22 protein-coding genes and 1 pseudogene are annotated in these 25,542 nt (G+C 41.2%); 10 read left to right on the forward strand and 13 right to left on the reverse strand.

From position 1 onward, the window contains the following. The first annotated feature begins 239 nt into the window (after positions 1 to 239). Positions 240 to 584 carry a hypothetical protein gene (locus tag E4N69_RS03805; protein WP_162662784.1) on the forward strand — a complete coding sequence of 115 codons (345 nt, stop codon included), beginning with the start codon at positions 240 to 242 and terminating at the stop codon, positions 582 to 584. Positions 585 to 1,207: 623 nt separating this feature from the next. Here E4N69_RS03805 and E4N69_RS03810 read toward each other — a convergent pair. From E4N69_RS03810 to rpiB, 10 genes are all read right to left on the reverse strand, one after another. Continuing rightward, positions 1,208 to 2,008 (reverse strand): class I SAM-dependent methyltransferase, encoded by an 801-nt coding sequence (locus tag E4N69_RS03810; RefSeq protein WP_253824564.1) that lies wholly within the window; start codon positions 2,006 to 2,008, stop codon positions 1,208 to 1,210. Positions 2,009 to 2,017: 9 nt separating this feature from the next. Then, positions 2,018 to 2,359 carry a PadR family transcriptional regulator gene (locus E4N69_RS03815; protein WP_253824565.1) on the reverse strand — a complete coding sequence of 114 codons (342 nt, stop codon included), beginning with the start codon at positions 2,357 to 2,359 and terminating at the stop codon, positions 2,018 to 2,020. 13 nt (positions 2,360 to 2,372) lie between these two features. Continuing rightward, complete coding sequence (locus E4N69_RS03820; RefSeq protein WP_253824566.1) at positions 2,373 to 4,142, reverse strand: ABC transporter ATP-binding protein; 1,770 nt, start codon at positions 4,140 to 4,142, stop codon at positions 2,373 to 2,375. Further along, positions 4,139 to 4,963, reverse strand: a complete 825-nt coding sequence (locus tag E4N69_RS03825; RefSeq protein ID WP_253824567.1) for an ABC transporter permease — start codon at positions 4,961 to 4,963, stop codon at positions 4,139 to 4,141. The genes E4N69_RS03820 and E4N69_RS03825 overlap by 4 nt, the downstream gene beginning before the upstream one ends. Beyond that, positions 4,960 to 5,913, reverse strand: a complete 954-nt coding sequence (locus E4N69_RS03830) for an ABC transporter permease (RefSeq protein ID WP_253824568.1) — start codon at positions 5,911 to 5,913, stop codon at positions 4,960 to 4,962. The genes E4N69_RS03825 and E4N69_RS03830 overlap by 4 nt, the downstream gene beginning before the upstream one ends. Continuing rightward, complete coding sequence (locus E4N69_RS03835; protein WP_253824569.1) at positions 5,910 to 7,478, reverse strand: ABC transporter substrate-binding protein; 1,569 nt, start codon at positions 7,476 to 7,478, stop codon at positions 5,910 to 5,912. Before E4N69_RS03835 ends, E4N69_RS03830 begins: the two co-directional genes overlap by 4 nt. Before the next feature lie 288 nt (positions 7,479 to 7,766). Then, positions 7,767 to 8,255, reverse strand: coding sequence for a GNAT family N-acetyltransferase (locus E4N69_RS03840; protein WP_253824570.1), 489 nt, complete (start codon positions 8,253 to 8,255; stop codon positions 7,767 to 7,769). Between the two features lie 113 nt (positions 8,256 to 8,368). Then, entirely contained in the window at positions 8,369 to 9,538 is a 1,170-nt protein-coding gene (locus E4N69_RS03845) for an ATP-binding protein (protein ID WP_253824571.1), read from the reverse strand. Positions 9,539 to 9,901: 363 nt separating this feature from the next. Further along, entirely contained in the window at positions 9,902 to 10,390 is a 489-nt protein-coding gene (locus E4N69_RS03850) for a GNAT family N-acetyltransferase (protein ID WP_253824572.1), read from the reverse strand. Between the two features lie 528 nt (positions 10,391 to 10,918). After that, positions 10,919 to 11,371 (reverse strand): ribose 5-phosphate isomerase B, encoded by a 453-nt coding sequence (gene rpiB, locus E4N69_RS03855; protein ID WP_044015656.1) that lies wholly within the window; start codon positions 11,369 to 11,371, stop codon positions 10,919 to 10,921. A gap of 270 nt (positions 11,372 to 11,641) precedes the next feature. On the opposite strand from rpiB, the gene E4N69_RS03860 reads away from it, so the two are divergent. From E4N69_RS03860 to E4N69_RS03870, 3 genes are all read left to right on the forward strand, one after another. Then, positions 11,642 to 12,253, forward strand: a complete 612-nt coding sequence (locus tag E4N69_RS03860; RefSeq protein WP_253824573.1) for a TetR/AcrR family transcriptional regulator — start codon at positions 11,642 to 11,644, stop codon at positions 12,251 to 12,253. Positions 12,254 to 12,382: 129 nt separating this feature from the next. Further along, positions 12,383 to 14,128 carry an ABC transporter ATP-binding protein gene (locus E4N69_RS03865; RefSeq protein WP_253824574.1) on the forward strand — a complete coding sequence of 582 codons (1,746 nt, stop codon included), beginning with the start codon at positions 12,383 to 12,385 and terminating at the stop codon, positions 14,126 to 14,128. Next, positions 14,121 to 15,860 (forward strand): ABC transporter ATP-binding protein, encoded by a 1,740-nt coding sequence (locus E4N69_RS03870; protein WP_253824575.1) that lies wholly within the window; start codon positions 14,121 to 14,123, stop codon positions 15,858 to 15,860. The genes E4N69_RS03865 and E4N69_RS03870 overlap by 8 nt, the downstream gene beginning before the upstream one ends. A gap of 476 nt (positions 15,861 to 16,336) precedes the next feature. Here E4N69_RS03870 and E4N69_RS03875 read toward each other — a convergent pair whose 3' ends face one another. The 3 genes from E4N69_RS03875 to E4N69_RS03885 all read right to left on the reverse strand — a co-directional run bounded on the left by E4N69_RS03875 (position 16,337) and on the right by E4N69_RS03885 (position 20,805). Continuing rightward, on the reverse strand, positions 16,337 to 18,292 hold the full coding sequence (locus E4N69_RS03875) for an ATP-binding cassette domain-containing protein (protein ID WP_253824576.1): 1,956 nt from the start codon (positions 18,290 to 18,292) through the stop codon (positions 16,337 to 16,339). After that, complete coding sequence (locus tag E4N69_RS03880) at positions 18,270 to 19,340, reverse strand: ABC transporter transmembrane domain-containing protein (RefSeq protein WP_253824577.1); 1,071 nt, start codon at positions 19,338 to 19,340, stop codon at positions 18,270 to 18,272. The genes E4N69_RS03875 and E4N69_RS03880 overlap by 23 nt, the downstream gene beginning before the upstream one ends. A 181-nt stretch (positions 19,341 to 19,521) precedes the next feature. Continuing rightward, on the reverse strand, positions 19,522 to 20,805 hold the full coding sequence (locus tag E4N69_RS03885) for a radical SAM/SPASM domain-containing protein (RefSeq protein WP_253824578.1): 1,284 nt from the start codon (positions 20,803 to 20,805) through the stop codon (positions 19,522 to 19,524). Between the two features lie 162 nt (positions 20,806 to 20,967). Between E4N69_RS03885 and E4N69_RS03890 the strand changes: the two genes are divergently transcribed. The 6 genes and pseudogenes from E4N69_RS03890 (at position 20,968) to E4N69_RS03915 (ending at position 25,512) form a co-directional block, all read left to right on the forward strand. After that, the gene (locus E4N69_RS03890) at positions 20,968 to 22,125 is read left to right on the forward strand and encodes an IS4 family transposase (protein WP_253824579.1); all 1,158 of its coding nucleotides are present in this window, start codon (positions 20,968 to 20,970) and stop codon (positions 22,123 to 22,125) included. Positions 22,126 to 22,189: 64 nt separating this feature from the next. After that, a pseudogene (locus E4N69_RS03895) lies at positions 22,190 to 22,705 on the forward strand (ABC transporter ATP-binding protein); the annotation flags it as partial. A 129-nt stretch (positions 22,706 to 22,834) separates the two neighbouring features. Further along, entirely contained in the window at positions 22,835 to 23,080 is a 246-nt protein-coding gene (locus E4N69_RS03900) for a hypothetical protein (RefSeq protein WP_253824580.1), read from the forward strand. Between the two features lie 122 nt (positions 23,081 to 23,202). Next, entirely contained in the window at positions 23,203 to 23,676 is a 474-nt protein-coding gene (locus E4N69_RS03905) for a DNA alkylation repair protein (protein WP_253824581.1), read from the forward strand. A gap of 290 nt (positions 23,677 to 23,966) precedes the next feature. Continuing rightward, positions 23,967 to 24,635, forward strand: coding sequence for a hypothetical protein (locus E4N69_RS03910; RefSeq protein WP_253824582.1), 669 nt, complete (start codon positions 23,967 to 23,969; stop codon positions 24,633 to 24,635). Positions 24,636 to 24,774: 139 nt separating this feature from the next. Next, positions 24,775 to 25,512 carry a DUF4261 domain-containing protein gene (locus E4N69_RS03915; RefSeq protein WP_253824583.1) on the forward strand — a complete coding sequence of 246 codons (738 nt, stop codon included), beginning with the start codon at positions 24,775 to 24,777 and terminating at the stop codon, positions 25,510 to 25,512. The last annotated feature ends 30 nt before the right edge of the window (positions 25,513 to 25,542 follow it).

The following is a 25,542-nucleotide window of genomic DNA, read 5'->3' on the forward strand; positions in this document are numbered from 1 at the left end:
TCCTTGTCAATTTTTGAACGCGAATTTTGGCAAAGCCAAAATATCGCTACTGCTGAGAACCACCGCCATCCGCGGCGGGGATGATTGAAAGCCCGGTAGGCAGCACTTGCCGGCTGTTTTATATGAAAGGTGCAGTGTTCCGAGTCGTTCGGATAAAAGGGTTGGCAAAAGTGAAAAAGTAAGGGATAATACAGGGGGGTATGATAACGGACGGTGTGTTGTACTGCGAGGAGGAAAAGATGATAGTAAGCGGTAATAATGAGTTACGGGAAGTTTTAGGAATCTCTGCTGATGAAGAAAGAGATATTATAAACTTTCTGCAAGGTGCAGTGTATTGTTGGTGTAAAAATAGAAAAAATGAATGGTTCTCTCTACGTGATTTAATGGGAGGTGATAATTATTACTGGAACGATACACCTATGATTAAATTATGGGAAAAGCATAGTAATTTAAAAAAAGCTGATCCTGTTGATGAAGCCGGAAAAGATGGTGGATGGTTATTAAAAAAAGTAGTGCAGAAAGATAAAAGAAAATTTGAAACAAAAGAAGAAGATAGGATTAGAAAGTATCGGTGGATACAATAAAAAAGCCTCAATACCGATTCAACCTGATGTTAACTTATGGCTTGCTTAGAGAAGATAAGTCTAATCTACCGATTATCTATTTATCCGATTGGTTGTTTTTGATAGAAGCAAAGAGTGTGGCAGGTTGGATGAGAAAATTGGTATGAAATATTGGATGTAACTGCCACAGGGTGGAAAATTAAAACGAAGAAAAGAAATATTGACTTTGTATTTACTATACGCCGATGATTCAGGAGTAACTTCAGACCCAGATGTAAAATACAGTGTTTTGGCAGGTTTTGCAACTTTTGAAAATCAAACATATTGGATTCAGAAAGCTGTAGATGATATTATGCTAAAATATATAGGCAGGGCAGATTTAGAATTACATGCAAGTCCTATAAGAAGCGCAAGAGGGTTTTCCAAAAGAAAATAGAGAATTTGATGCGCCTCATACAAATATTTTAGACTATGAATTAATCTATCATAGGGTAGTAACAGTGATATAATAGTAGCTGAGTTTTTACAGGGATTTAAAAACGACAGAGAATACCTAATAGCAAAGCAAAGTGGCACGGCAACGTATACATCAATACGTGACGTTTGCTCTCATGCAGTATGAACGGCAGCTCCCATCGCTAACCCTACAGTCTTGTTTCCGTATCCCACAGGATAATTGCTTTTACCACAGACTCTTCCGCAGCAATCATACTGTCTTTTGCTTTTCCAGTTAAAAGCTGCATAACGGCTGTTTTTTCTTCCGGGCTATAATCAATTCCTTGTATATAATCTTCAATAGTATGAGTTGTACTGCGGACTTGCTTATCAAACATAACTTCGGGGCAGTAGCCCATAAGCCAGAGTATATTCCACACACCGTAGACATAGTTTTTATCGTTATGCGGTAACCTAAATAATTTTCGCCCAAGGAGCTGCTCTATCTCTTCTTGAACAGAATCTTTTTCATACACAGTCCGCTCCAGCATGCAGTATTTTTTTGAAATCATATTCATCCGCTGTATATGTTTGATGGAGGCGATAGCAGGAGTCATACAGGCGAATACAAAATCGAATTCATTTTCTGTGTTAAAGGTTTCCATCCAGTTTCCATGAATCAGCTTTGCTTGCGGGATATGCTGCAATTTTTCTTGCGCGTACGCGAGCATCTTTGAAGAAATATCGATACCGGTAAGGTGCGGAGTATATGCCGCAAATTCAAGTAAATGCCTTCCTGTTCCGCAGCCGATATCCAAAATGCGAGTATTCGCTTTGAGCAGTTGCCGGTCTTTTATAAGCCGGAATACAAAACCATTGGCAAACTGTTTTTGTTTTTTTTCGGTGCGTTCATAAAAGTCTTGACTTTTATTATCCCACATCTGCTCGGCACGGGCTTCATTTTGATCTTTGTGAATATACTGTTCAAAATCATACATCGTTAGTTCCATAATTATAAATTACACCTTCCTTTCATTAAATTTTTGTAAAAACACCTCAAAATTATGTTTGCGGATTTCTATGTCTTCTTTCCATTCATGTAAATCATCTTTTCCGTTTTGCGTAATCGCATATTTTTTCCGAGCAGCGCCTTCCGGCGGCAATTCCCATTCCATCGTTACCAAGCCTTCTTTTTCCAAACTGCTCAGACAGCGGTACACGGTTGACATATCGATTGTAAAACCGGGAAAATCTTGCAGTAGGATTGAGTGTATATCCCTCGGATTGAGCGGCTGTTTTGCAAGGATAACTAAGATAAATGCCGTCAAATGTTTAAACTTCGATTTTTCATTGATATTCATTGCATACCCCCTATCAACCTTTACCAAACACTTTCATTATGCTGCCTTCTTCCACAATGCGTCCGGCATCCATACGGTACACATAGTCGGCAACTTTTTTTACAAGATCGATATCGTGTGTAACCAGCAGCATCGAAAAGCCGAGTTCGTATTGCAGCTGTTTTAAAAGCCGCATGATATTCACCTTGGATGAATCGTCGAGCATGGCGTTTATTTCATCTGCAAGCAACAAGACCGGCTGCATCGAAAGCGCTCGTGCAATCGCCGTTTTTTGCCGCTGTCCGCCGGATAGTTCCCGTGCTTTTTTATTCAGCATAGCAGCATCGGCAGGAAGACCGCATAGCTTTGCATACTTCACCGCTGTTTCCGTAAAGGCAGCGGCTCCTTTATGATAGCGGATGACGGAGGGTTCGGCAATAATTTCCTGTACGGTGAGTGCGGTGTTCATTGAAGAAAAGGCATCCTGTTCTACAATTTGCAGGGCATGATCCCGCGCAAGCAAATCGTTTTTTTCTATTGCTGTGCCGTTAAACACGATGGAACCTGCATCTTTTTTCAAAAGCCCTGCAATGATATGCAGTACGGTCGTTTTCCCCGAACCCGACTTTCCGAGGAGCGCAACAATTTCTCCATGCCTTACCCGCAGAGAGCAGTCTTTGACGGCGGCTGTTTTTTCTTTCCCCGTATCAAACGTCTTTGAAATATTCCGGACGCTTAAAATGGTTTGTATGCCGTTTTTTGCACACGCGCATCCTTCGCTGCATTCCGGCGGCAGATACGGCGTATACGATAAACACTCACTGCTTTTTTGTGTACACCGCTCATAAAACGGACAGCTTTGGCGTTCATCCGCTTCTTTAATGCCCCACAAATCCTTCCATGGATTTAGATAGGTACTTGATTGCAGCAGCGCAGCGGTGTACGGGTGCTTTGCCTCTTCCAAGATGTTTTTCGTTTTACCTTTTTCGATAATATATCCGTGCAGCAGCACCATCAGATTATCAGTAAGGGTTTCAATCACTTCAAGATCATGGGAAACAATCAGCATCGCCGTACCGTATTCACGGTGAATCTTTTGTAAAAGTTGCAATATCTGTTGCTTTGATGCGGGATCCAACGCGGTTGTCGGCTCGTCGATTAACAGGAGCGGCGGATGCAGGCAAATTGCCATTGCGATAAACACCCGCTGCCGCAGACCTCCCGAAAGTTCATGCGGATACCGGCCTTTTACACTCGGTTCCAGTCCGACGGAATGGAGCACTACAGCAAGTTCTTGTTCCAGCAGCGTAGTATCGGTTATTTCTTTGCGCAGAACTTCGGCAATTTGCTCTCCCACGGTCAGCGCAGGATTGAGCCGCTCATCCTGATTTTGAAAGACTAAACCGATTTCCTTAAAGCGGAGATTCTTCCATTCGGCTTTTCCGGCACTTTGTATTTCTCTGCCATTGTAGATGATCTTGCCAGTTATCTCAGCCGCACTACCGGCATTGACAGCTCCGCCGCCACTGCGCTTTTCTTGCAGTAAACCCATAATTGCCGAAAGCAATGTGCTTTTCCCGCCGCCGGACTCCCCGATAATGCCGCAAAGTTCTCCCCGCTTTAACGAAAAGCTCACGTTCCGTATGCCGGTTTCGGCTCTATCAGTATCACCGGCGGCAGCCGTTTGTGTCCCCGCCTTGCCTGTATTGCCGGCTGCGTTCGGTTGGTGTGTTTTCTGTTTTGAATCTGCACTGCGGTATCTTACCGTGAGGTTTTCAACCCTGAGTATTTCGTCCGGTATCATGAGCGGGTACGCCCTCCAATACGCAGCTCCATCCATCTGCCGATTGCAGCAACGGAAAGCACGGTACAAACCATAACGGTAGTGGGGAATACGAGCCACCACTTCCAAAAATCCGTGAGGTAAATAGTAGGAAAATCCATTGCGCGGGTAATAGTCATGCCCCAGCTTTTTGACAGAGGATCACCAAGCCCCAGATACGCTAAAGATGCTTCCGCCAGAATTGCTTTGTTCATAATCTTAATCACGCTCACCAATATAATAGAAAAAAGCGGCTTCCAAAGATGCCACGCAAAGATATGCCAAAAATGTGCGCCGTAGGCGTTTGAAAGCCGGATATAGTTTTCCGTTTTTATTTTCAGCACTTCGCTTCTGACAATTTTCGCAGGCATTATCCACGATACAAGAGAAATAGCAAAGATAATATTCGCCAATCCCGGACCTAAAAAAACGCCGAGCACCACCATGAGCAGCAGATCGGGAATACCGATAAAAAAATCGATGATACTCACGATCAATGTGTCGATAATACCGCCCGCATAGCCTACAAGCATTCCGATAATACTACCGCCGATTGCTGCAACCACGGCGCTTCCAACCGATAAGAGAAGACTGCTTTTTGCTCCATAACAAACCGATGCAAAAAGATCGATACCGAGATCATCCGTACCGAACCAATGCTCCCGCGACGGCGGACTGAGCGCTTGTCCGCTGGGTACGGCGCCTGATTTCAAAAATGAAAAATGCGGTAAGCAGGCAGCACACACAACGGCGCATAAAAAAAGACAGGGCACATACGGCAGTGTATTTCGAGGCTTTCTCACGCTGCGCTCCTGTCAGTCCGCCGGTACACTGCTTCTCCCAATGCACTGATGCACAAGATAAACACGGTAACAACAAAGAAAATGCCTTGCAGCAACAGATAGTCACGGTAAAAGACGGCATCCCTAATCAGCTTGCCGATACCGGGATATTTAAAGATATTTTCTACAATGAGCGCTCCGTTAAACAGCGTTTGCAAGCTGAGTAAAAAACGGGTGATAATCGGATTTGATGCATTCGGCAGGCAGTGCTTTACTGCAATGGAGAAACCGCTTAATGATTTCGCCTGCGCGGTTTCTACATATTTTTTTTGCAGCTGCCGCAGCATCGCGCTCCGTGTTACAAAATAAAAATCCGGTGTTTTGAGCAAGGATAAGGTCAGCGCAGGCAGCACGGCGTGTTTGATAATATCAATGATCACAGGCAGGGTAAACTCAAGCGGTAAAAACGGCGTTATACCGCCCGATGTCGGCAATACCCGCCAGCGGATAATAAACAGCATCAGAATAGCGTTTGCCGTTAAGAATGAAGGTATCTCCGACACTGCCGTCATTGTATGATATAAAAAACCGTCAAGCCGCCTTCCGGCAAACCATGCGCTCAGACTTCCCAAACACAGCCCTAACAATAAACTGAACAGCAGGGAAGTACATACAATCCCTGCTGTCCAGATCAGCCGCTTAAAGATAAGGTTGACCACCGAATCCTTAAAATAAATGCTATAGCCTAGATTCCCGGAAGCAATACCGACTAAATACTGCACATACTGCTGCCGCAGCGGCTTGTCTAATCCGTAATACGCTTTATACTTATTGATTTCTTCCTCGCTATAGCTTGCAACCTCCGTTCCGTCTGAGGAGATGAACACAAACGGATCTGCACGCATCAAACGAGGAAGAAAAAAATGAGCCGTAATTAACGCAAAGAATAAAACAAAATATTTTATCCTCATGGACGAATGATATACGAAAGTTTAGGATGATCCAGTTTTGCGTGATCGTACCGTACCGTCCAGCGGTCGTACTTTGCCGGGCGATATACAGTGTTATCCATTTTGCCGTACAACAGCAGCATCGGAATTTCATCCGCTAAGATTTCCTGCACGGAGTATAACAGCTGCTTCCGGGTTTCCGCATTCCGTTCTACCGACTGCCGGTACAATAGGTCATCCAGTTGCGCATTTGCATATCCGGCAAGGTGAGGCTTTTTCATTTTGGAGGAATAAATTTCCCGCAGCATATCCGCATCGCCTCCCATACCGCCCGATTCCACAATCGCAGTCTGATAGGTCTTATCCCGAATCATGCCGTCCCGTGCTTTAGAGTCGACACTGACAACATCCAGCGTAATTCCGATATCCGCCAATCTGATTTTAATCAGCTCCGCCATCTTGACCTCTTTGGGTGAACTGCCCACGGTCAGCTGAGCTGAAATCTTTTTACCCTTCATCAATTCCTTTGCCTTTTCAGGGTTGAACTCGTACTTAGGAAGATTGGGGTTGTACATCGGGTGCGCAGGGTGCAGATAGCCTTGACTGCCTTCCAGTCCCGAACCGCGTTCAAGTTTTTCAATAAGCTCATGCCGGTCTATAGCATACGCGATTGCCTGACGGACTTCTTTTTCGCGGAAGGCAGGAACCTTATCAAAATTGAAATAGAAACGGAAATCATGTAAACCGAAATTTTTCACGACTTTAAATTCGCTGTTGTTTTCGTAATTTTTTACAAGATCGGCAGGTACGTTGGTAATATCGATTTCGCCATTGTTAAATGCCAAAATAGCATCACTGACAGGAATCCATTCTATTGCGGCAACCGCAGGCTTTAAGCCCCAAAATTTGTCAAACCGTACCATTTTGTAGGCACCCTGTTCGCTCTGATAGGAAGCTAATTTATACGGCCCCGATCCGACAACATCGCCTTCGCCGGAAAATTTTGCAGGGTCTTCGACTTTTCCCCAGACGTGCTTGGGAATGATGCGCATACTGCCGATTTTTTCCAACGCAGTCGGCGTATATTCCGGTATATGAATGATAACCGTATTGCCGTTGAGGGTAACGGAATCCATCAGATATTTGCCGTGCAGCATCAGCCCTCCGCGCATCGGCGGGTGTGCTTCAAAATACTTGACCGTAAACGCAACGTCTTCCGCCGTCAGCGGCTTTCCGTCATGCCACGTTGCATTATCGACAAGTGTAAACGTATAGGTTTGTCCGTCTTCGCTCACCGTCCATTCCTTTGCGAGCCAGGGGATAAGCCCTTTTTCATCCTTTTCCAAAAGTGAATCGTAAATCAATTCCATCTTGAAAAAACCAGGCCCGCGGTTTTGGTGCCGGAACGGGTTCGGATAGCCAAAGTCTCCGCCTGCTTCCCGCAGCACAATCTCTGCATCTTGTTTTGCAGCCGGCTTCTGTATAGCCTGCATATCCGCATTTTTTTCCTTGCTGCACGAAACCGCCAGCATCGCACACAAAGCACACATACCGAGCGTATTGAGTGCACTGAACTTTTTATTCATCGTAACGCCTCCAAATATTCAGTAAGTTAATAATAGCTAACTTCGTTGCGCATATTAGTGCATTATGCACTAGTGTGTCAAGCGATTTTAAATATGTCTTTCAATGTTCTGCTTCATTTTTAGTATCTATTTTAATGCCGTTTTATCTGGGGGGGCCTCACTCCGTTCCGGTCGCTACGTCCGCTGTTCCGCTTTCACTCCATTCCTCCACTTCGTTTCCGTACGGACAAGAATGTCCGTGATGTGAATCAGAAGCTCCCATCGCCAACCCTGTGGGTAGCACAGAGCTTATATCTCCTTGCACATATATACTATTCCGATGTTCCTGCCGAATTTCCGCCAACAGTTCTTCAATCTTCCGTATTCAATAAACCCATGCTTCTTATGAAATGCAATGCTTTGCTCATTCTCATCGGATATATCAACAACAATCTTTTTCATTCCGTGCAGTTTTGCGTCATTTTCCAGCAATGATACGATTTCCCGTCCCACGCCTTTTCCGGTCATTTCCGGTTTAATGAAATACATGCAATCGCCGAGTTCGTTAAATGTTCGGATGTTTTTATATTTTTCCAGCATACAAAATCCAATAACCTCATTTGCATTATTCATTATTGCGTATGCGCTGACTATGTCGTCATCAACGAGGGTGTTAAAGAAGTCATACCCAACTTTTTCGGAACGGTATGCTGCTGTTGTGTGTTCAATATAATAATTGAAAATATCGATTGTTTCTTTTTTATATTTTGCAGTCAGCCTATTAAAATGAATATCCATCAGTACCTCTCCTACTTTTTATACAAAACCAGCACAAAAATTTACCCTGTTCTATTATATGTATTGTAGCAGTATTATCTACAGCAATAATCGTAAAAGCTCACTGCAAAAGCTCACCGTAAATGCTTTTCCCAATCGCGCCAGCTCACATAGGAAGTACCGTTGATGTCCATACTCATATCGGATAAATAAAACACTGCATTTTTTGTCGTTTCATCATTCAGCAGCTGCAAATATTTTTTTGTACTGCGTGACAACTTTGCATCAGGGGCGTTTGAACTTTTTATCTCAATCGCAAAAGTACGGTTCCAATCCGTAATCGTATCTACCTCCAAGCCCTTGTTGTCTCTAAAAAAGGTCAGATTCGCTTTTTTGCCCTGATTCATGCGATATTTCAGTAATTCTGAAACGGCAAAGGTCTCAACCGCTGCTCCCTTGTATCTGCTCAAGAGTAAATCCTCTTTTGTCTCCAGCCGTAAAAGATGACACAGCAGTCCGGAATCAACAAAATAGAGCTTCGGCGTTTTTACAATACTTCTTCCAAGATTATTGGTGTTCGGTTCAAGGAAGTTGATAATAAACGAAGCCTCTAAAATAGAAAGCCAGCTCTTTACCGTCGGTGCGGAAATGCCGGTATCCCGCGCAATGCTATCCATAGAAAGCAGCTGCCCGCTCTGCACCGCGCAGATTTGAACAAACTTCTTAAACAGCGAAATATTACCGGAATTAATCTGATTTCGTATGTCCAAGTCCAAGTAGGTATCGATATAATTTTCATACCAATCCTCCGGAATAAAATGCCGGGCAGTATCATAGAGGGGCGGATATTGACCCGAAAAAATCAGCGTATACGGATTGTCCGGCAGCACACCACCCGTCTGTAACTCGTGAATAGAAAACGGCAGCAGCTTCAAAAACGCCGCCCGTCCAGCCAAACTGTCCGTCATATTTGCTTTTAACCGGAGCTGACTGGAACCCGTTACGATAAACGTTCCCGGAGCGCTCTGTTCCCGATCCACATGCAATTTTATCGCATCAAAGATTTCCGGCACTTTCTGCGCCTCATCAATCACCGCACCATCGGGAAACGCCATAATAAAGTCATTCGGATTCGACGCTGCAAGATCCCGCATTGTCCGGTCATCAAATGTCACATATTTTTTATCAGGGAAAACCGCTTTCGCCAGTGTTGACTTCCCGCTCTGGCGCGGTCCGGTTATTCCAATCACAGGAAACTGAGAAGCCAACCGCCGCAACGTCTCTTCCGCTGTCCTTTTAACCATATCGCGGCTCCCTTTTTTAATCCGATTACGAGTAAACCTGTTTGCCTTTTCTGTTACTGAAGAGGTACAGTATTGATGGTAATAATCCAAAGTATACTATGGTAAAATCATAAAGTCAATATAGGTAATAATCCAAAGTTTTATATGGTGATAATCTAAAGTTTAGATAGGTTGTAATCTAAAGTTTTATACAGTGATAATCTAAGGTCTTGTTTTTATCCGGGGGTTCCCTTCACTCCGTTCGGGTCGCTACGTCCGCTGTTTCGCTTTCGCTCCATTCCTCCGCTTCGTTTCCGTATGGACAAGGATGTCCGTGATGTGAATCAGAAGCTCCCATCGCTAACCCTGTGGGTAGCACAGAGCTTATATCTCCTTGCACATATATACTATTCCGATGTTCCTGCCGAATTTCCTCCAACAGTTCTTCAATCTTCCGTATTCAACAAATCCGTTATTTTTATGAAATGCAATGCTTTGCTCATTCTCATCGGATATATCAACAACAAGTTTTTTCATGCTGTGTTGTTTTGCATCATTTTCCAGTAATGACAGTATTTTTCTCCCCATACCTTTTCCGGTCATACCTGATTTGATGAAATACATACAATCGCCAATTCCGTCAAATGTTCGGATGTTTTTATATTTTTCCAGCATACAAAATCCGATAACCTCGTTTGCATTACTCATTATCGTGTATGCGCTGACAACGTCGTCATCAACGAGGGTGTTAAAGAAATCATACCCAACTTTTTCGGAACGGTATGCTGCTGTTGTGTGTTCAATATAATAGTTGAAAATATCGATCGTCTCTTTTTTGTATTCCTCGGTGAGTTTGTTAAAGTGGATGTCCATAGCGACCTCTCAGTTCCTTTGCTTCTTTGACTACTACTATACCATAAAATCAATACATATTATAATCGCTCGTTAGGTTATCTCAACAAAATGATATGATGCAAAAGATATTGCCCTTTTAGGTTTGTCCTCCGGCGGCTCTTTGTGCCTCGACATTTGCGTTAAGCAAACTCGACGTTCAGAACCGCCACGGATGGCGGTGGTTATAACAGAAGCGATATTTTGGCTTTGCCAAAATTCGCAATCAACTGATGAACAAGGAAGTTCATCAGTTGATTGCGCTATTTCAGTGGCTGAAAATAAACGTTCCTTAAAATGTAACAGTTGAGAGAATATCAATTCTCGAAGACTGTTGCATTGATGCGCGGAACGCGCATACGTCAATCGTCGAGTTTGCGGGTGAGCAAACTCGCAGTGTTTTTCAGCCGCGCTATTTCAGCGGCTGAAAATAAGCCTTCCGTTTTCTGCAACGATACAGATGCCGCCGACAACCGTACAGCTTGAACACTATACCGCCCGCCTATGATATTATTTGCTGTACTTTTTTTCTATATCGCCGATCATATTGACGCGTTTTGTGTAGCTGCCGCCTTCAAACTGTGCATCAAAAAAAGCATCGACAATTGCTTTTGCTATTTCAGGACCTACAATACATACCCCCATAGAAACAATATTGATATCACTGTGCTCAACAGCCAATTTTGCGGTGCACGGTTCACTACACGCGGCAGCGCGGATTCCCGGAACCTTATTTGCAGCGAGGGAAATACCAATACCTGATCCGCAGATCAATATGCCTTTTTCAACCTCCTTCGATTTAATTGCCTCAGCAACCTTTAAACCGAATTCGGGATAATCGACCGGAACCTTCGGATCTGTTGTTCCGTAATCGACACATTCATACCCTTTGTTTCGTACATGTTCCATTAAGATATGTTTTAATCCAACCGATGCATGATCGCATCCAAAACCGACCTTCATAGTATGCTCCCTTTGTATCGTAAGATTTTTGATCATTTTCTACAAACCGGAATCTTATAGAAAAGATCGCAATTATTGCAGCTTCTATTGCAGTGCTACAACATAATAACATATTTATAGCGAAAATACTATGGATAGGATATCTCTAAAAGACTCACGCAGATTTGTTTCGCATCCTTCGGAATAGATACACTCATCCTCTTGACACCTACCCCAATCGGTTGTATGTTTATATGTGTTAGCTAACGCTGTATGCAAAAGAAGGAATCCATGCCGAGAGACAAAACCGCCAATCATATAAAAATTATAGCCGCGGCAAAAGCCGAATTTATGGAGATGGGCTTTGATAAGTCTTCCATGCGGCGCATTGCTGAACGCTGCGGTATGACGGCTGCGGGAATATATCGGCATTGTGTGGATAAAGCAGATCTCTTTGATCAAATTGTTGCTCCTGCGGTGGATCGCATAAACGCTTGGTTGGATGCGCACGTTGCGCGGTATGTGAATGCAGTTCATCACGAAGAACGTATACAGTGGCGGGATTCTGAAATCGACATGATGCGTGAGATTATCTACCCGAACATGGAAGAATATCATCTATTGCTGGCAAAATCGCAGGGGAGTAAGTACGAGCATTTCCTCCACGATCTTACAGAGGGACAGCAGCAAGCGCAGCTTTTACAATATCTGCCGATGCTGAAAGCGCAAGGCTACGCGGTGAGGGATATTACTCCAAAGGAGCTGCATCTTTTGCTTTCAGCATATACGACCGCGCTCTTTGAACCGGTTATCCATAATTACAGCGTGGAAGAAGCACTCCGCTGCTTAACAACGGTAGAGGCATTCTTTGTTCCGGGCTGGAAGCAGTTATTCGGGTTTTAATAGCTTGCATAATTGAATAGTGTTAAAAGACACACCGCCTGTCTTTGTTTATAAGAATAGGCGATGAGTTTAAGTGAATGTTAGCTAACACTAACTATTATTTGTTAGCTAACAAAAGGAAGTTTGCTTATGAAGGAAAAAGAAAAAAGTCCTTCGCCTATCGCGTGGGCGTTGGGACAAACAGGGGAACACAAAGGACAATATGTTCTGAGTGTTATCCTCGCAGTCATCGGCGTGGTCTTTTCCATCGCACCGTATTTTGTTGTTGCCGGCATCGTACATGGTTTGATGGGCGGAAACAAAGACCTTTCATATTATATGATACGTTGTCTGATTATCGCAGCGTTCTGGTTTTGCCGTGTACTGTTTCATGCGCTTAGCACATCGACAAGTCATAGAGCGACGTTTGCGGTGCTTGCTGAACTCCGAAAACGCTGCACGGAAAAACTGACAAGAATGCCGCTGGGTGCAGTGCTGGAGCAAAGTTCCGGGGCGCTCAAGAATACACTCATCGAACGTATCGACAGTATTGAAACAACACTTGCGCATATCGTTCCGGAGTTCACCGCAAATTTACTGATCCCCGTCATCATTTTGATCTACATTTTTACCATTGACTGGCGTATGGGGCTGGCATCTCTTGCAACGATACCGGTGGGATTTTTCTGTTACGGTCTTATGATGAAGGGCAGTCCTCAATTCTATCAACGCACGGTTACAGCCACAAAAGCGCTCAATGATACGGCGGTTGAATATATCGGCGGTATTCAAGTCATTAAGGTTTTCGGAAATACAAAAAGTTCCTACGACCGCTTCGTGCATGATGCCTATGAAGCCGCTCACAGCTATATCGATTGGATGCGCTCCTGCATTCTCACCTTTACATTCGCCACGGTAATCATGCCCGCTACAATGATTTCCGTGCTCCCCATCGGCGGTCTGTTGGTAAAAGGCGGATATCTTTCTCCGCAGAATCTGGTAACAATCATTATTTTGTCTGTCGGCATCATCACACCGCTTATAACCTTGATGAGTTATTCGGACGATTTTCGAACCATGGGAACCATCTTCGGTGAAGTTCAAAGTATTCTGTATGCGCCGGAAATGGAGCGCCCTGTAGACGGAACTGTTCCAAAGAAAAACACGTTGAAGCTGCAGGATGTTCATTTTTCGTATAAGGAAAAGGAAGTGCTTCACGGCATTTCGATGGAAATTCCGGAGGGCAGTTTTATTGCGCTGGTCGGTCCTTCCGGCAGCGGGAAGAGTACCATTGCTCGCCTCATCGCTTCGCTTTGGGATGTGAGCAGCGGCTCAATTTTGCTGGGAGATACGGACATTCGTGAAATTCCGCAAGAGGCCTATTCGGATAAGATCGCCTTTGTCTCGCAGGATAATTATCTATTCAATATGACGGTCAGGGAAAATATCCGCATCGGTCGGGCGGATGCAACTGATGCGGAAGTGGAGGAAGCGGCAAGACAAAGCGGTTGCCATGAATTCATTTTGGAGCTGGAGCACGGTTACGATACCGTGGTAGGCACTTCCGGCGGGCATCTTTCCGGCGGCGAGCGGCAGCGTATTTCCATTGCAAGAGCAATGCTGAAAGCGGCGCCCATTATCATTTTGGATGAGGCAACCGCCTACACCGATCCTGAAAACGAGGCGGTTATTCAGCGCTCTATCTCTAAGCTGACGGAGGGTAAGACGCTCATCGTGATTGCGCACCGGCTTTCGACGGTCTCCTCTGCGGATTGTATTTATGTCATTAAAGACGGCGCCGTTGCAGACAGCGGAACCCATGATGAGCTTCTTTCTCGTCACGGATTATATGAAACGATGTGGAATGCACATATTGAGGTAAAAGATCATGCTTAAAGTTATTAGAAAGTTTTTTGCGTTCTGCGGTGAAGAAAACCGCCGGAAATTTATCACTTCCATTAGGCTCAATGTTATTCAAGCTCTGTTTGAGGCGCTAAAGATTCCGGCGATTGCGGTGATGATTCGGGCGCTGATGAATGGAACGGTAGACACAAAGGATATCCTGCTCTCGTTAGGGATTATGCTGATCAGCATTGCCGGATCGGGATTGCTAAAATCAAAGGCCGTTATGTTACAGACCGAAGGAGGCTATGACACTTGTGCGAAAAAACGGGTGGAGATTGCGGAGCATCTGCGGTATCTTCCGATGGGATACTTTAATGCCGACAGCCTCGGGCAGATTACGTCTATCACAACCAATATAATGGAAAGTCTTGAAAATATCGCGACCCGTGTGGTAATGCTTGTCTGCGACGGACTACTTACAACCTCGCTTATTGTCATCATGCTGTTTTTCTTCGACTGGAGAATCGCCTGTGTGCTGCTCTGCGGTTTTTCGCTGTTTCTTTTTGCAAACAGCCGTCTCCGGATTGCTTCCGAAAAGGTGTCGGGAAAAAAGATACGCGCAGATGAAAGGCTCGTAGAAAAGGTTTTGGAATATCTGCAAGGGATGACCGAGGTTAAGGCTTACCGGTTGACGGGAGTTAAGAGCAAGGAATTAAATGAGGCAATCTCGGAAAACAGTAAGATCAATACCGACATGGAAATGACACTGGTGCCCCGCATAGCATTGCAGAGTTTTATCGCCAAGCTTACCGGTGTGGCAATGGTAGCTTTTTCATGCGCATTTTATTGTGCCGGAAGCATGGACGCGCTGAATGCTGTTGTCATGGTAATCTCCGCATTTATCATCTATACCGGTCTGGAAACGGCAGGACAATACTCGTCACTGCTGCGCGTGGTTGATATGAGTGTTGACCGGGCGCAGGAAATTCTGAACACGCCGCAGATGGATATATCCGGAGAAACGATTGAACCGGCAGTGCGTGATATTACTGCGCAGGATATCGCATTTTCTTATGAGAAGCGAAAAATCATCGACGGGATTTCATTGCATATTCCTGAAAAGACCACGACGGCGATTGTCGGTCCTTCCGGCGGAGGCAAAACCACCTTGGTAAATCTACTTGCACGGTTCTGGGATGTAGACGGGGGAACTGTTATGCTGGGCGGCCGGAATGTGAAGGATTACGATATGGATTCCTTGATGGCGAATTTCAGTTTTGTGTTCCAATCGGTCTATTTATTCCACGACACCATCGCCAACAATATCCGCTTTGGTCAGTCCGGCGCTCCGATGGAAGATGTGATCGCTGCGGCGAAAAAGGCCTGCTGCCATGACTTTATCTCAAGCCTTCCCCACGGATACGATACGGTTGTTGGCGAAGGCGGCGCAAGTCTTTCCGGCGGCGAAAAGCAGCGCATCTCTATTGCCCGCGCCATGATGAAAAACGCACCGGTCATCTTTTTGGATGAGGCAACCGCCAACGTCGATCCCGAAAATGAAAACGAACTGATGCACGCCATCCAAGCACTCACCGCCGAAAAGACCGTTATCATGATTGCCCATCGGCTGAAAACCGTAGAGAGAGCCGATCAGATCATCGTCGTAGACCACGGCAAGATTGTGCAACACGGCACTCATACCCAACTGATGGAGCAGGACGGCATATACCGAAACTTTATCGGCGAGCGTCGCGAAGCTGCAAGTTGGAAGGTACATAAATAATTTATATGGAGGTTCCCCTCACTGCGTTCGGGTCGCTACGTCCGCTGTTCCGCTATCGCTCCATTCCTCCACTGCGTTCCGGAACTGCCATGGATGGCAGTGGTTCCATGCAAGAACAAGTTTGCTTGCAAACTTGCAGCTCAAACATGAACAAGGATGTTCATGTTTGAGCGTGCCTGCGGCGCAGCTACCATCGCTAACCTGGGAGGGGGGCTGAGTTTCTCATAAAAAAATGTGCGAAATTTTATTCGCGCGGAGGGTATAATACCCCGACGCTCTGCGTCGGGGTTGTTGATTCAAAATTTCGCACACAAAGAAAGAACTATTTCAAGTAATGAGGCTGTAACAGTCATTTCTTACAGCAGATATTCAGAGCATTCTGGGAATGTAAAGGCTTTGCGTGAAAAAGTGAAAAGCAGGTGTTTTTGACCGGTATGGGATAGACCATGCGGTAAACGGTAGCATCCGTGTGCGGTTTATTCAATGTGTCGCTGCGCATTAAAATAGCGAAGTAATTCAGCATAAAGTCCGCCGTTTTTCTCAAGCTCTGTATGAGTGCCGTATTCGCAAATGCCGCCATCTTTTAAAACTGCACATTCTTTTGTAAGCGCTCTTATCACATTGAATTTATGAGAAATAACCAATACTGTTTTACCACACATTTCCTTGCATAACAACTGTAAACACTCGTCTTCCGTTCTTGAATCAAGTGAGGTAAAAGGTTCATCGATGATATAAAAGAACGCATGTTCTTTTGTTAAAAACCGAACCATAGAAATACGCTCTTTTTCGCCGCCGGAAATATCGCTGCCGTTTTCTCCTAAATTCCTCCCATGAAGATGGCTGAGTCCAAAGGATGTTATAAGCGAATCTACTTTGTTTTTATTTACCGCTATTTTATCGCAATATACATGCGCAAGAAATTCCGCATTAGGATTTTGTGTATAAAATGAATCGACAAACTGTTTTTCTTCAGGGAGTAGTTGCCGCGGTCTACTGCCGTCAATACCGAACAGTTCCGATAATTCGGCGCACCATTTTTTTTCTAAAATAGCACGTTCAAAAATTGTTTTTATTTTATTAAAGAGCGCACTGTAATGTTCCATATCGGTTATTTGCCTTCCCAAACAAATGTTGTCGTAGAGAGTGCCGTTAACAACCGTATTTGTTTGTTCGTATACGCATATCAAATAGTTTAAAATAGGCTGAGGAATTTTGGATATATCACAGCCGTTTATCGTTATTGATCCTGATGAAGGAATCAATTCGCCCAATAATAGTTTTACAACCGTACTTTTGCCTTCACCCGAAATTCCAATAATCCCCAAGCTGTCTCCTTCTTCTAAGGAAAATGATATATCGGAATAATCGTATTTCATATTTTCTCCTTTTGCCGTAGATTCAGTATATGAAACGCAAAGATTTCTTGCAGATAACACAGGAGGTATTAAAAGGTTTATAGATTGATAACTTCTTATTTCCTGTCCGCATTCTTTATTGATACTCTGCAACAGTTCGTAAGAACGTTCGGCATCTATTAAAATCATCTTATATTTTCCGTGGTAGACAATTGGGACAAGAAGTAACCCAAAATAAGAAAGTAAAACGGTAAAGCCTCCATACGTCAATGTTCCGGCTATGATATCATACGCTGCAATACCGATGAAAGCGACAAAGGCAATAGACGAAATAATGTCCGAAAGACCGTTTTTTAATTCTTTATAATATACATACTGCTTTTTTAGTTTGATAGCATTCTTTTCAAGACATTCAAGATTTGCACAATAATACTTATTATGGCCGAACTTTAAAATAGTTTTTGCATTTTTTATATAGTCAATACATTGAGGTTCTGCCGTATAATTAAGCGTTATAATCGCATTGATTAAATATTCCAGTTTTTTAGAAAAGAAGCAATCAAAAAAGCAATAGGCAGCAATAACCGCAGGAAGTAGGTATAAAAATACATAAGACCATGTTACACTGATACAGACTGCAACTGTTGCAATCATAAGCGAGATAATAAAAAACAGACCCGAAGGATCCGAACAGCAGGCAATTTGTTCAGGCTCGCGCGATAAAAATGCAGTATATACGCCGCATCCTTTATGCCGTATATTTTTGTTATTAAACAATACAAGACGTTGAACTAATGAAGAGGAAATATCTTTGATAATACCGTTTTTTGTTTTTGTAAAAATAAAATATAACCAAAAATAGAACACACCGTTCAAACCTATACCAACACCAGTTAATAAAACATATCCGCCTTTATATAATGCGGTATTCCATAGGCTGTCGATAATTCGTTGCTCAAATATCGGTACTAAAATTTCCGACACGGCAATAAGTACAATGCAAATACAATAGAGTAAAAATGATAGGTACGGTATTTTATTAAAGAGCTGTTTAAGCATCAATTTTCGAATCATTATTTTTTCTCATTTCATCGCAGTAAGAAAAAGACAGTTTTTTTACCTGCAATACATTTTTAGTTCTTCTTTCCGGGAAAACAAATGTTGCGTGCATTGAAGACATGCTGCAAGCAGATAACAATTCATTCTTATTTTCTGCACTTTCTTCAATCCATTTTTTTATCTTTAAAAAATACTGATATTTTGAAAGCGGCTGCAATAAAAGAGGAATATAGCTTAACAGCATAATGAGCATTCCTTTACTCAGCGCTCCTGAAGAAATACTCGGTATTGAAATAATAATAAACAGTGCAAAACAAATACTGTTTATATAGAAAAAGAATACCGATTGCAGCTGTAAAAGATTATCTGATTTAATCCGTACTTTTATCATTTGCGATAATTTTTCATTATACCGATTGATAAAAAAATTCGGCCGTCCGAAATTCGCAATGATATATGCGTGAGACAGAAGGGCGTGTACTTCTGCAGAAAGTTCCGGTTCTAATATTCTGAATATTTTAACATATTTTTTATACCGATTGGTACCAATAATAGTAATAATAACAGATATGCTCCAGATAATAATAATTGTATATAACAGTGACGACGATATATGAGTTAAAAAAATCAGCGCAATAAACGCTTGAGCTGTGCTTATCACTATGTTTAAAACAGCAGGATATGCGATAAAAGAAAGATCGTTACTGATGTTTTTTATACCGTAATATAATCCCGCAGCACCGACCGATTTCAAAAAATTTTCTGAGACATACTGAACATATTTTATTAACGAGAGTTTTTCTTTCATTTCATAGTTGAGCATAATAAATGAAGGAATAATAGAAACAGCTGAGATAATTACTACCGAAAGTATTGAAGCGGCTGTTACCGCCATCATATTTATCAGGGAGAAATCATTTTTACCGATAGCATCTATGAATCGGCTTTGCAGAATCGGTATAAAAACACTCGTACAGAGCGCTAAAATGCTGAACAATACTACAGAAAATAAAGTGTATTTATTTTCCGTTTTTAAATAATCAATCCATAATTTCTTGTACATGCTATACTATGCCTTATAAAATTGTAACTGCAGCATATATAAATATTATATATGCTGCATAGGTAAAACTGTCATTTACTAGCTACCTTGATTAGGGGCAAACATTATTACGACCTGAAGGATCCCACATAATGTTTTCACCGGATTTCTCAAGTTCCATATTAACCTCCTTTGTGTATATTTATGAATCTAACAAAAAATCTCGTGCTAAATTCATAGTTGCACTATCGATACAATGTCGCTTGTTTTTAGTTGAAAAATACAATGGGCATCCACCAAAACAAATAGGTAATTTTTTACAAGTTATACATTTTCTATCATTAAAGGGAGATTTTAAATACCACTTAGCTATTTTATTTTCATCCCAATTAAAACCTTTATCGTTGATATAACCAATACAAGCATTATGGCAATTGGCATCATTAAAACACTTCCATATTTTTAAGTCTGGAGTAATCATTATTGAATTTTTACCACCGTCACCACTACAGAAAGCAAAACCATATTTATCAAATGGAGAGATAATTTTAAAACCTCTTTGCTTTGCATCCATTGAAATATCTTTATAATTTACTGCGTTATTATTTGAAATTTCGAAGCAATTAGTATTAAAAATAGGTTTAAAATAAAACAGGAAATGCTTTTTATCATCATCAGAAAAACTATCAAGATATTCTTTTACATCATCCTTAGTATTATTGAGTAAATTAGTTCTAAAAATAATTTTAATTTGGTAATGTTTGATTAACATGTAATGCATAATGTCACGTGCATTAGTAATAATTACATCAAAAGTAGGTAATCCTGATCTAGTAGATCTTAAAGAATCATGATTTTTTTTATTACAATCTAGTGTAATATGGATTTTTCTTATATTTGCATTAATTAATTCATCATAATTAATTGTATTTAGTAAGTAACCATTCGTAGTGATAGAAGCAGAATAATTAAATACTCTATTTCTAGAATGATTATTTATTTCTTTTAAATATGGGTAAATCCTAGACCAAGAGAGTAAAGGCTCACCACCAAAAAGTGCAATATGAAGATTTTTGATAGGCGATAATATACTATTAACTGCTTTAAAAAACAAATCAATATCGATTAATGACATTTCCTTAGTATGTTCATTTTCAAAGCAATAAGGACATGCAAAATTACATCGTAATGTCGGTAAAAGTGTGATAGTCAAATTTGATTGATCGTAGAATTGTGAATCATAAAAATACTGTAATTTTGAAATTTCATCTATATCAGAAGGAACTATAAATCCATTTTTATATAGAACAGGAAAATATTTGTAGCTTTCATCTGACGGATCTAATAAAAAACGAAGTATATTCTCTTTTTCCTCTGGCAGCAGTTTTGCGACGGCTCTTGTATATGTATTAATCAAAAATGAAGAATTATTATATTCATCAACTAAAGTATAATAACTTTTCTTAAATTTTTTAAGCATTCCCATAAGTTAATGGTAACAGACGGATTATACTTTTGTCAAGAAAAAGTTTAAATATTTAAAAGAAATCACATCTGTCCAAGATAAAATAGGAAGTTTAAAAAGTCTGTAATTCGTGGTATAGTTAGGTTAGACAAACAAAACAATACCACAAGAGGAATTACAGACATGAATAAATATAACACAAAACTCGGTCAATTACTATCCTTGATTAACAGATCTCAATTTTATGCTTTGGTCAAATCAACCCAATCAGACAAATACTGTAAAGGATTTTCGACGTGGCAACAGCTGGTCACAATGTGTTACGCCCAAATCGCAAACCATAACGGACTGCGCAGTCTCATCAAATCTCTTAACACAAGCGGTCATTGCCGGTATCATCTGGGTATTCATAAAGAACTTGCACGCTCTACTCTTTTATATGCAAACAATCACCGTTCTCCTGAAATATTTGAAAAACTTTTTTATGCATTACGAGACACACTTGATAGAGGCAGAGGAAAGAAATTAAGAAAAAATTTCTATGCTATAGACGCAACTGAAATCAGCTTACATATCCGTGACTTTCCATGGGCACTGTTTCGCAGCACTATCGGCGGAATTAAGATGCATACGAAGTATGACATAAACAACAGTGTTCCCGATTATCTATTCATAACAAATGCAAAAGAACACGAAAACCACACACTGAGCGAGATGCAGCTTATTGAAGGAGACACTGCAGCATTTGACAAAGGGTACTGCAACTATAAAAATTTCGGAGTATTTTGTGAAAAAGGCATTTTTTTTGTTACAAGATTGAAAGAAAATGCACAATATGCTGTTGTTGAAAGCCGCCCCACCGATTCTCCTTTGATACCGACTGATCAAACGATTGTCTTTACCGGAAAAAAGACACAAAAGACTTGCCCCCACCAACTGAGAAAGGTTGTATCGATCGATGAGAAAACCAATAAGTCGATTACAATCCTGACAAACATCTTTGATATGAATGCTGCTGATATTGCGAAGTTGTACAGAGCGCGGTGGAACATCGAAATATTTTTTAAGACGATTAAACAGAATCTGCGTGTGAAGAAATTCTATGGGCAGTCAAAGAACGCGGTCGAGACACAGATTTGGATTGCCTTAATTGTATATGTATTGTACCTGAAACTGCGTCAGATGAGCACATACGAAGGCAAAAATTTCACCGACTTTATTTCAGAGCTTAAAGTATGTTTGTTTGAAAGAACTGATTTATTCAGCTGGTTTGTAGGACTCCCTCCGGTAATAAATAAACCGCCGTCTTCTTGTTCTTCCCAACAGGAGTTCCTCTTATGAATTTATCTTGGACAGATGTGAAAAGAAATAATAGGGCTCCTCCATGGATTCAGCATGAAAGCAAAATTTCAGTTTTGTGTTCCAAGCGGTCTATTTGTTCCACGACACCATCGCCAACAATATCCGCTTTGGGCAGCCCGACGCTTCTATGGAAGACATCATCTCCGCAGCGAAAAAAGCATGCTGCCACGAGTTTATCTCAAGCCTTCCCCAAGGATACGATACGGTTGTCGGCGAAGGCGGTGCAAGTCTTTCCGGCGGTGAAAAGCAGCGTATCTCCATTGCCCGCGCTCTGATGAAAAACGCACCGGTCATCTTTTTGGATGAGGCAACCGCCAATGTCGATCCCGAAAATGAAAACGAACTGATGCACGCCATTCAAGCGCTGACCGCCGAAAAGACCGTCATCATGATTGCCCATCGGCTGAAAACCGTAGAGAGAGCCGATCAGATCATCGTCGTAGACCACGGCAAGATTGTACAGCACGGCACTCATACCCAACTGATGGAGCAGGACGGCATATACCGAAACTTTATCGGCGAACGTCGCGAAGCTGCAAGCTGGAAGGTGCATAAATAATTATATGGAGATTTCCCTCACTGCCTTCGGGTGGGGGAAAAATCTGACAGTGGATGAAAGCCTTAAAAATAGTATAATATCGGCAAATATATAGAGAGAAAACCGTGAAGAAAAAGGTGGTAAGTTCGTTTGAAAGAGTATATTTCGAGTTTAGAAAAAGAATTTTCTTTGGTAGAGAATGGTTTCAAAGAGGAAGAAAAAAGAGCCTTAACCGATTATAAATCTAATGATAATGAACATAGCAAGAAGTTGGCATTTTTAGCCTATAAATCTGATACTTATCAAGTAAGAATGTACGGTGTATTTCTTTTTGGACACTTGGGCATCTCTAAAAACTCGGTTAGATTTTTAGAGATACCCAACGAGTTTTTTTGATAAGTCTTTACATTGTTATGACTTATCAAAAAAACATCGCAAAAGGAATCTAAGGTAAACCTCTAAAAACTACAGCTTTTAGAGGTTCCTACTTATCCGAACAAGATGATATTTTAGCATTTATGCGAGATGAAGTTTCTAAAGATGATAATTGGAGAGTTCAGGAAGTATTGGCAAAAGCCTTTGATGAATTTTGCAAGAAAAAAGGATATGAAAAAGCACTTCCAATCATTGATGAATGGTTAAGAAATAATAATGCTAATACAAGGAGAGCAGTTACAGAAGGATTAAGAATATGGACGAGCAGACCATATTTCAAAGATAATCCGAATGAAGCTATTAGACGAATTGCTTCATTAAAAGAAGATACGAGTGACTATGTTAGGAAATCGGTAGGAAACGCTTTAAGGGATATTAGCAAAAAATTTCCAGAATTAATTGAAGCTGAACTCAATAATTGGAACTTAGAAAGCAAAGAAATCAACAACCCCGACGCGAGCGTCGGGGTATGTTGTTCTCATAAGGTGGTTGCAGTCGGCTTTAATACCCTTCGTTACGACGCGAGCGTCGGGGTATTAAACCCTCCGCACGAATAAATCAAGTGTATAAGTTGGCGAGTAAATTTATTAGCTGACAAATGAGAAGTTGTAGGGGGTGAGTGAGATTGTAAATAAATTGAGATATGGAAATACAAACACTTTTTTAATTAAAGGAGATACCGGTAATCTACTTTTTGATACTGATTATGCGGGCACAATGCGGGCTTTTTATAAGGAAATAAAGAGGCATAAAATTAGTCTTAGTGATATCACGAATTACAGACTTTTTTAACTTCCTAGTTTATCTTGGACAGATGTGATATCAAATAAATGTTAGGGGTGGGCGTTTGAATAAATACAGCCGAATACTAAATAAAGAAGTGAGAATATACAAAGAATGGGTTTATAAGTATTATTCTGAGATGACTGAAGATACTGATAATGGAGAATTTCTAGGTCCTTCTTTTGATAGAATGAGAGAATCTGCAATCTCATTTGTAAAGAATGTAGAAGTAAAAGATGTTACCGAAACTGATTTAGAATCTATACTTTATTGTGTAGCCAGGGACAATGAATGCGAATATTTGGCTGACTTTATTTCGTCATATAAAGAATGGTTTAAATATTTGATTGAAAGATGTATAGATTCAATTTATACAACTGCGAAGTGGCAGCTAGTAAAAAGATTGCCAGTTTATAAAGATGATAGTTCAGTTACTGATTGGGTATTCAAGTATATAAATGTAGATGATGAATATACACAGAGAATGTCTTTAAGTGCTTTAAGTGAGATAGATTATAAAAAAGCAGAACAGTATGCGATTGAATTTTGGGAAAGAGACAAATATAAGGGTGATACCTATGCTGAAGAGTATCAAAAAATAATGGCACTCAGTGTTCTTTATAAAATAAAATCAGATAAATTAAGCGAATATATTGAAGCGGCGAGACAATTAGACTTTGTTTATTTGAAAGAGAATGCAGATGAGATTGCAAATTCTGGACTGATACAATAAAAGGGCAACCGCCCTTAAAAAAACCAAATCAAACAGCAGCTAAAAAAAGTGTTGCTTAAATACATTTGGGATGTTCAGGTACTGAACTACTATTGACTATTCTATTCAGAAAAAATTACAATAGTAAAAAGGAGATATCATGGGAATTTTATCTATGCCAATGTTTAAAGGCGATAGCGGGTATTCATTGGAGAAAGTTATCGAGGATTTAAAATCATATTGGGGTCTTACGGTTGATCAGATAGAGGGTGATGATACTACCGCTTCATTTGAAATCGGCGAAGAATGTGTAGTCATTGGGTTGATGCCTGCACCCATACCCGCTGAAGAATTTGAATCCATGTACAGCTATTCTTACCTTTGGAAAGATGCGGAGAAAGAGGTAAAAGAACATACACAGCATGCAATAGTTTCAGTTTTAGCTGACAATACATCGGCAGTGGAAAGGTACTCTCTGTTAACTAAAGTGAATGCTTCTATTTTGAGAACGTGTGAAACGGCAATAGGGGTATATCAAGGTGAATCGACACTGTTACTCCCAAAAAATCTTTATCTTGATTTTGCTCATTTTTTATTGGAGGATATGTTACCAATTCAGCTGTGGGTGTATATCGGGATTATCAATGGAGATAAGAAAAGCAGTGCTTATACATATGGGATGAAAGAGTTCGGTAAATCCGAAATAGAAATAATCGATGCACATATGAAAGGTAGTGAAGTATATGATTTTCTATTATCTATCCTTGAGTACGTTTTAGAACAAGATGTAACGCTGCACCACGGAGAAACCATAGGATTTACCGAAGAACAGAAAATTAAAATCACAGAATCGGAAGCAATTTATTTGGATGGCACATCATTAAAGTTGGAATTATGACCCTGTCAGGAAAATTGTGTAAATGGATAT

It is taken from the genome of Treponema sp. OMZ 906, from assembly GCF_024181185.1.
Classification (GTDB): Bacteria; Spirochaetota; Spirochaetia; order Treponematales; family Treponemataceae; genus Treponema.

Coding starts and splice junctions, on each gene's coding strand:
- E4N69_RS03845 (WP_253824571.1), bottom strand. CDS start 9,538: ATGGTTAAAAGGACAGCGGAAGAGACGTTGCGGCGGTTGGCTTCTCAG.
- E4N69_RS03830 (WP_253824568.1), bottom strand. CDS start 5,913: ATGAGGATAAAATATTTTGTTTTATTCTTTGCGTTAATTACGGCTCAT.
- E4N69_RS03905 (WP_253824581.1), top strand. CDS start 23,203: ATGCGAGATGAAGTTTCTAAAGATGATAATTGGAGAGTTCAGGAAGTA.
- E4N69_RS03915 (WP_253824583.1), top strand. CDS start 24,775: ATGGGAATTTTATCTATGCCAATGTTTAAAGGCGATAGCGGGTATTCA.
- E4N69_RS03875 (WP_253824576.1), bottom strand. CDS start 18,292: ATGATTCGAAAATTGATGCTTAAACAGCTCTTTAATAAAATACCGTAC.
- E4N69_RS03820 (WP_253824566.1), bottom strand. CDS start 4,142: ATGATACCGGACGAAATACTCAGGGTTGAAAACCTCACGGTAAGATAC.
- E4N69_RS03870 (WP_253824575.1), top strand. CDS start 14,121: ATGCTTAAAGTTATTAGAAAGTTTTTTGCGTTCTGCGGTGAAGAAAAC.
- E4N69_RS03880 (WP_253824577.1), bottom strand. CDS start 19,340: ATGTACAAGAAATTATGGATTGATTATTTAAAAACGGAAAATAAATAC.
- E4N69_RS03860 (WP_253824573.1), top strand. CDS start 11,642: ATGCCGAGAGACAAAACCGCCAATCATATAAAAATTATAGCCGCGGCA.
- E4N69_RS03835 (WP_253824569.1), bottom strand. CDS start 7,478: ATGAATAAAAAGTTCAGTGCACTCAATACGCTCGGTATGTGTGCTTTG.
- E4N69_RS03865 (WP_253824574.1), top strand. CDS start 12,383: ATGAAGGAAAAAGAAAAAAGTCCTTCGCCTATCGCGTGGGCGTTGGGA.
- E4N69_RS03850 (WP_253824572.1), bottom strand. CDS start 10,390: ATGGACATCCACTTTAACAAACTCACCGAGGAATACAAAAAAGAGACG.
- E4N69_RS03815 (WP_253824565.1), bottom strand. CDS start 2,359: ATGAATATCAATGAAAAATCGAAGTTTAAACATTTGACGGCATTTATC.
- E4N69_RS03890 (WP_253824579.1), top strand. CDS start 20,968: ATGAATAAATATAACACAAAACTCGGTCAATTACTATCCTTGATTAAC.
- E4N69_RS03840 (WP_253824570.1), bottom strand. CDS start 8,255: ATGGATATTCATTTTAATAGGCTGACTGCAAAATATAAAAAAGAAACA.
- rpiB (WP_044015656.1), bottom strand. CDS start 11,371: ATGAAGGTCGGTTTTGGATGCGATCATGCATCGGTTGGATTAAAACAT.
- E4N69_RS03810 (WP_253824564.1), bottom strand. CDS start 2,008: ATGGAACTAACGATGTATGATTTTGAACAGTATATTCACAAAGATCAA.
- E4N69_RS03805 (WP_162662784.1), top strand. CDS start 240: ATGATAGTAAGCGGTAATAATGAGTTACGGGAAGTTTTAGGAATCTCT.
- E4N69_RS03885 (WP_253824578.1), bottom strand. CDS start 20,805: ATGGGAATGCTTAAAAAATTTAAGAAAAGTTATTATACTTTAGTTGAT.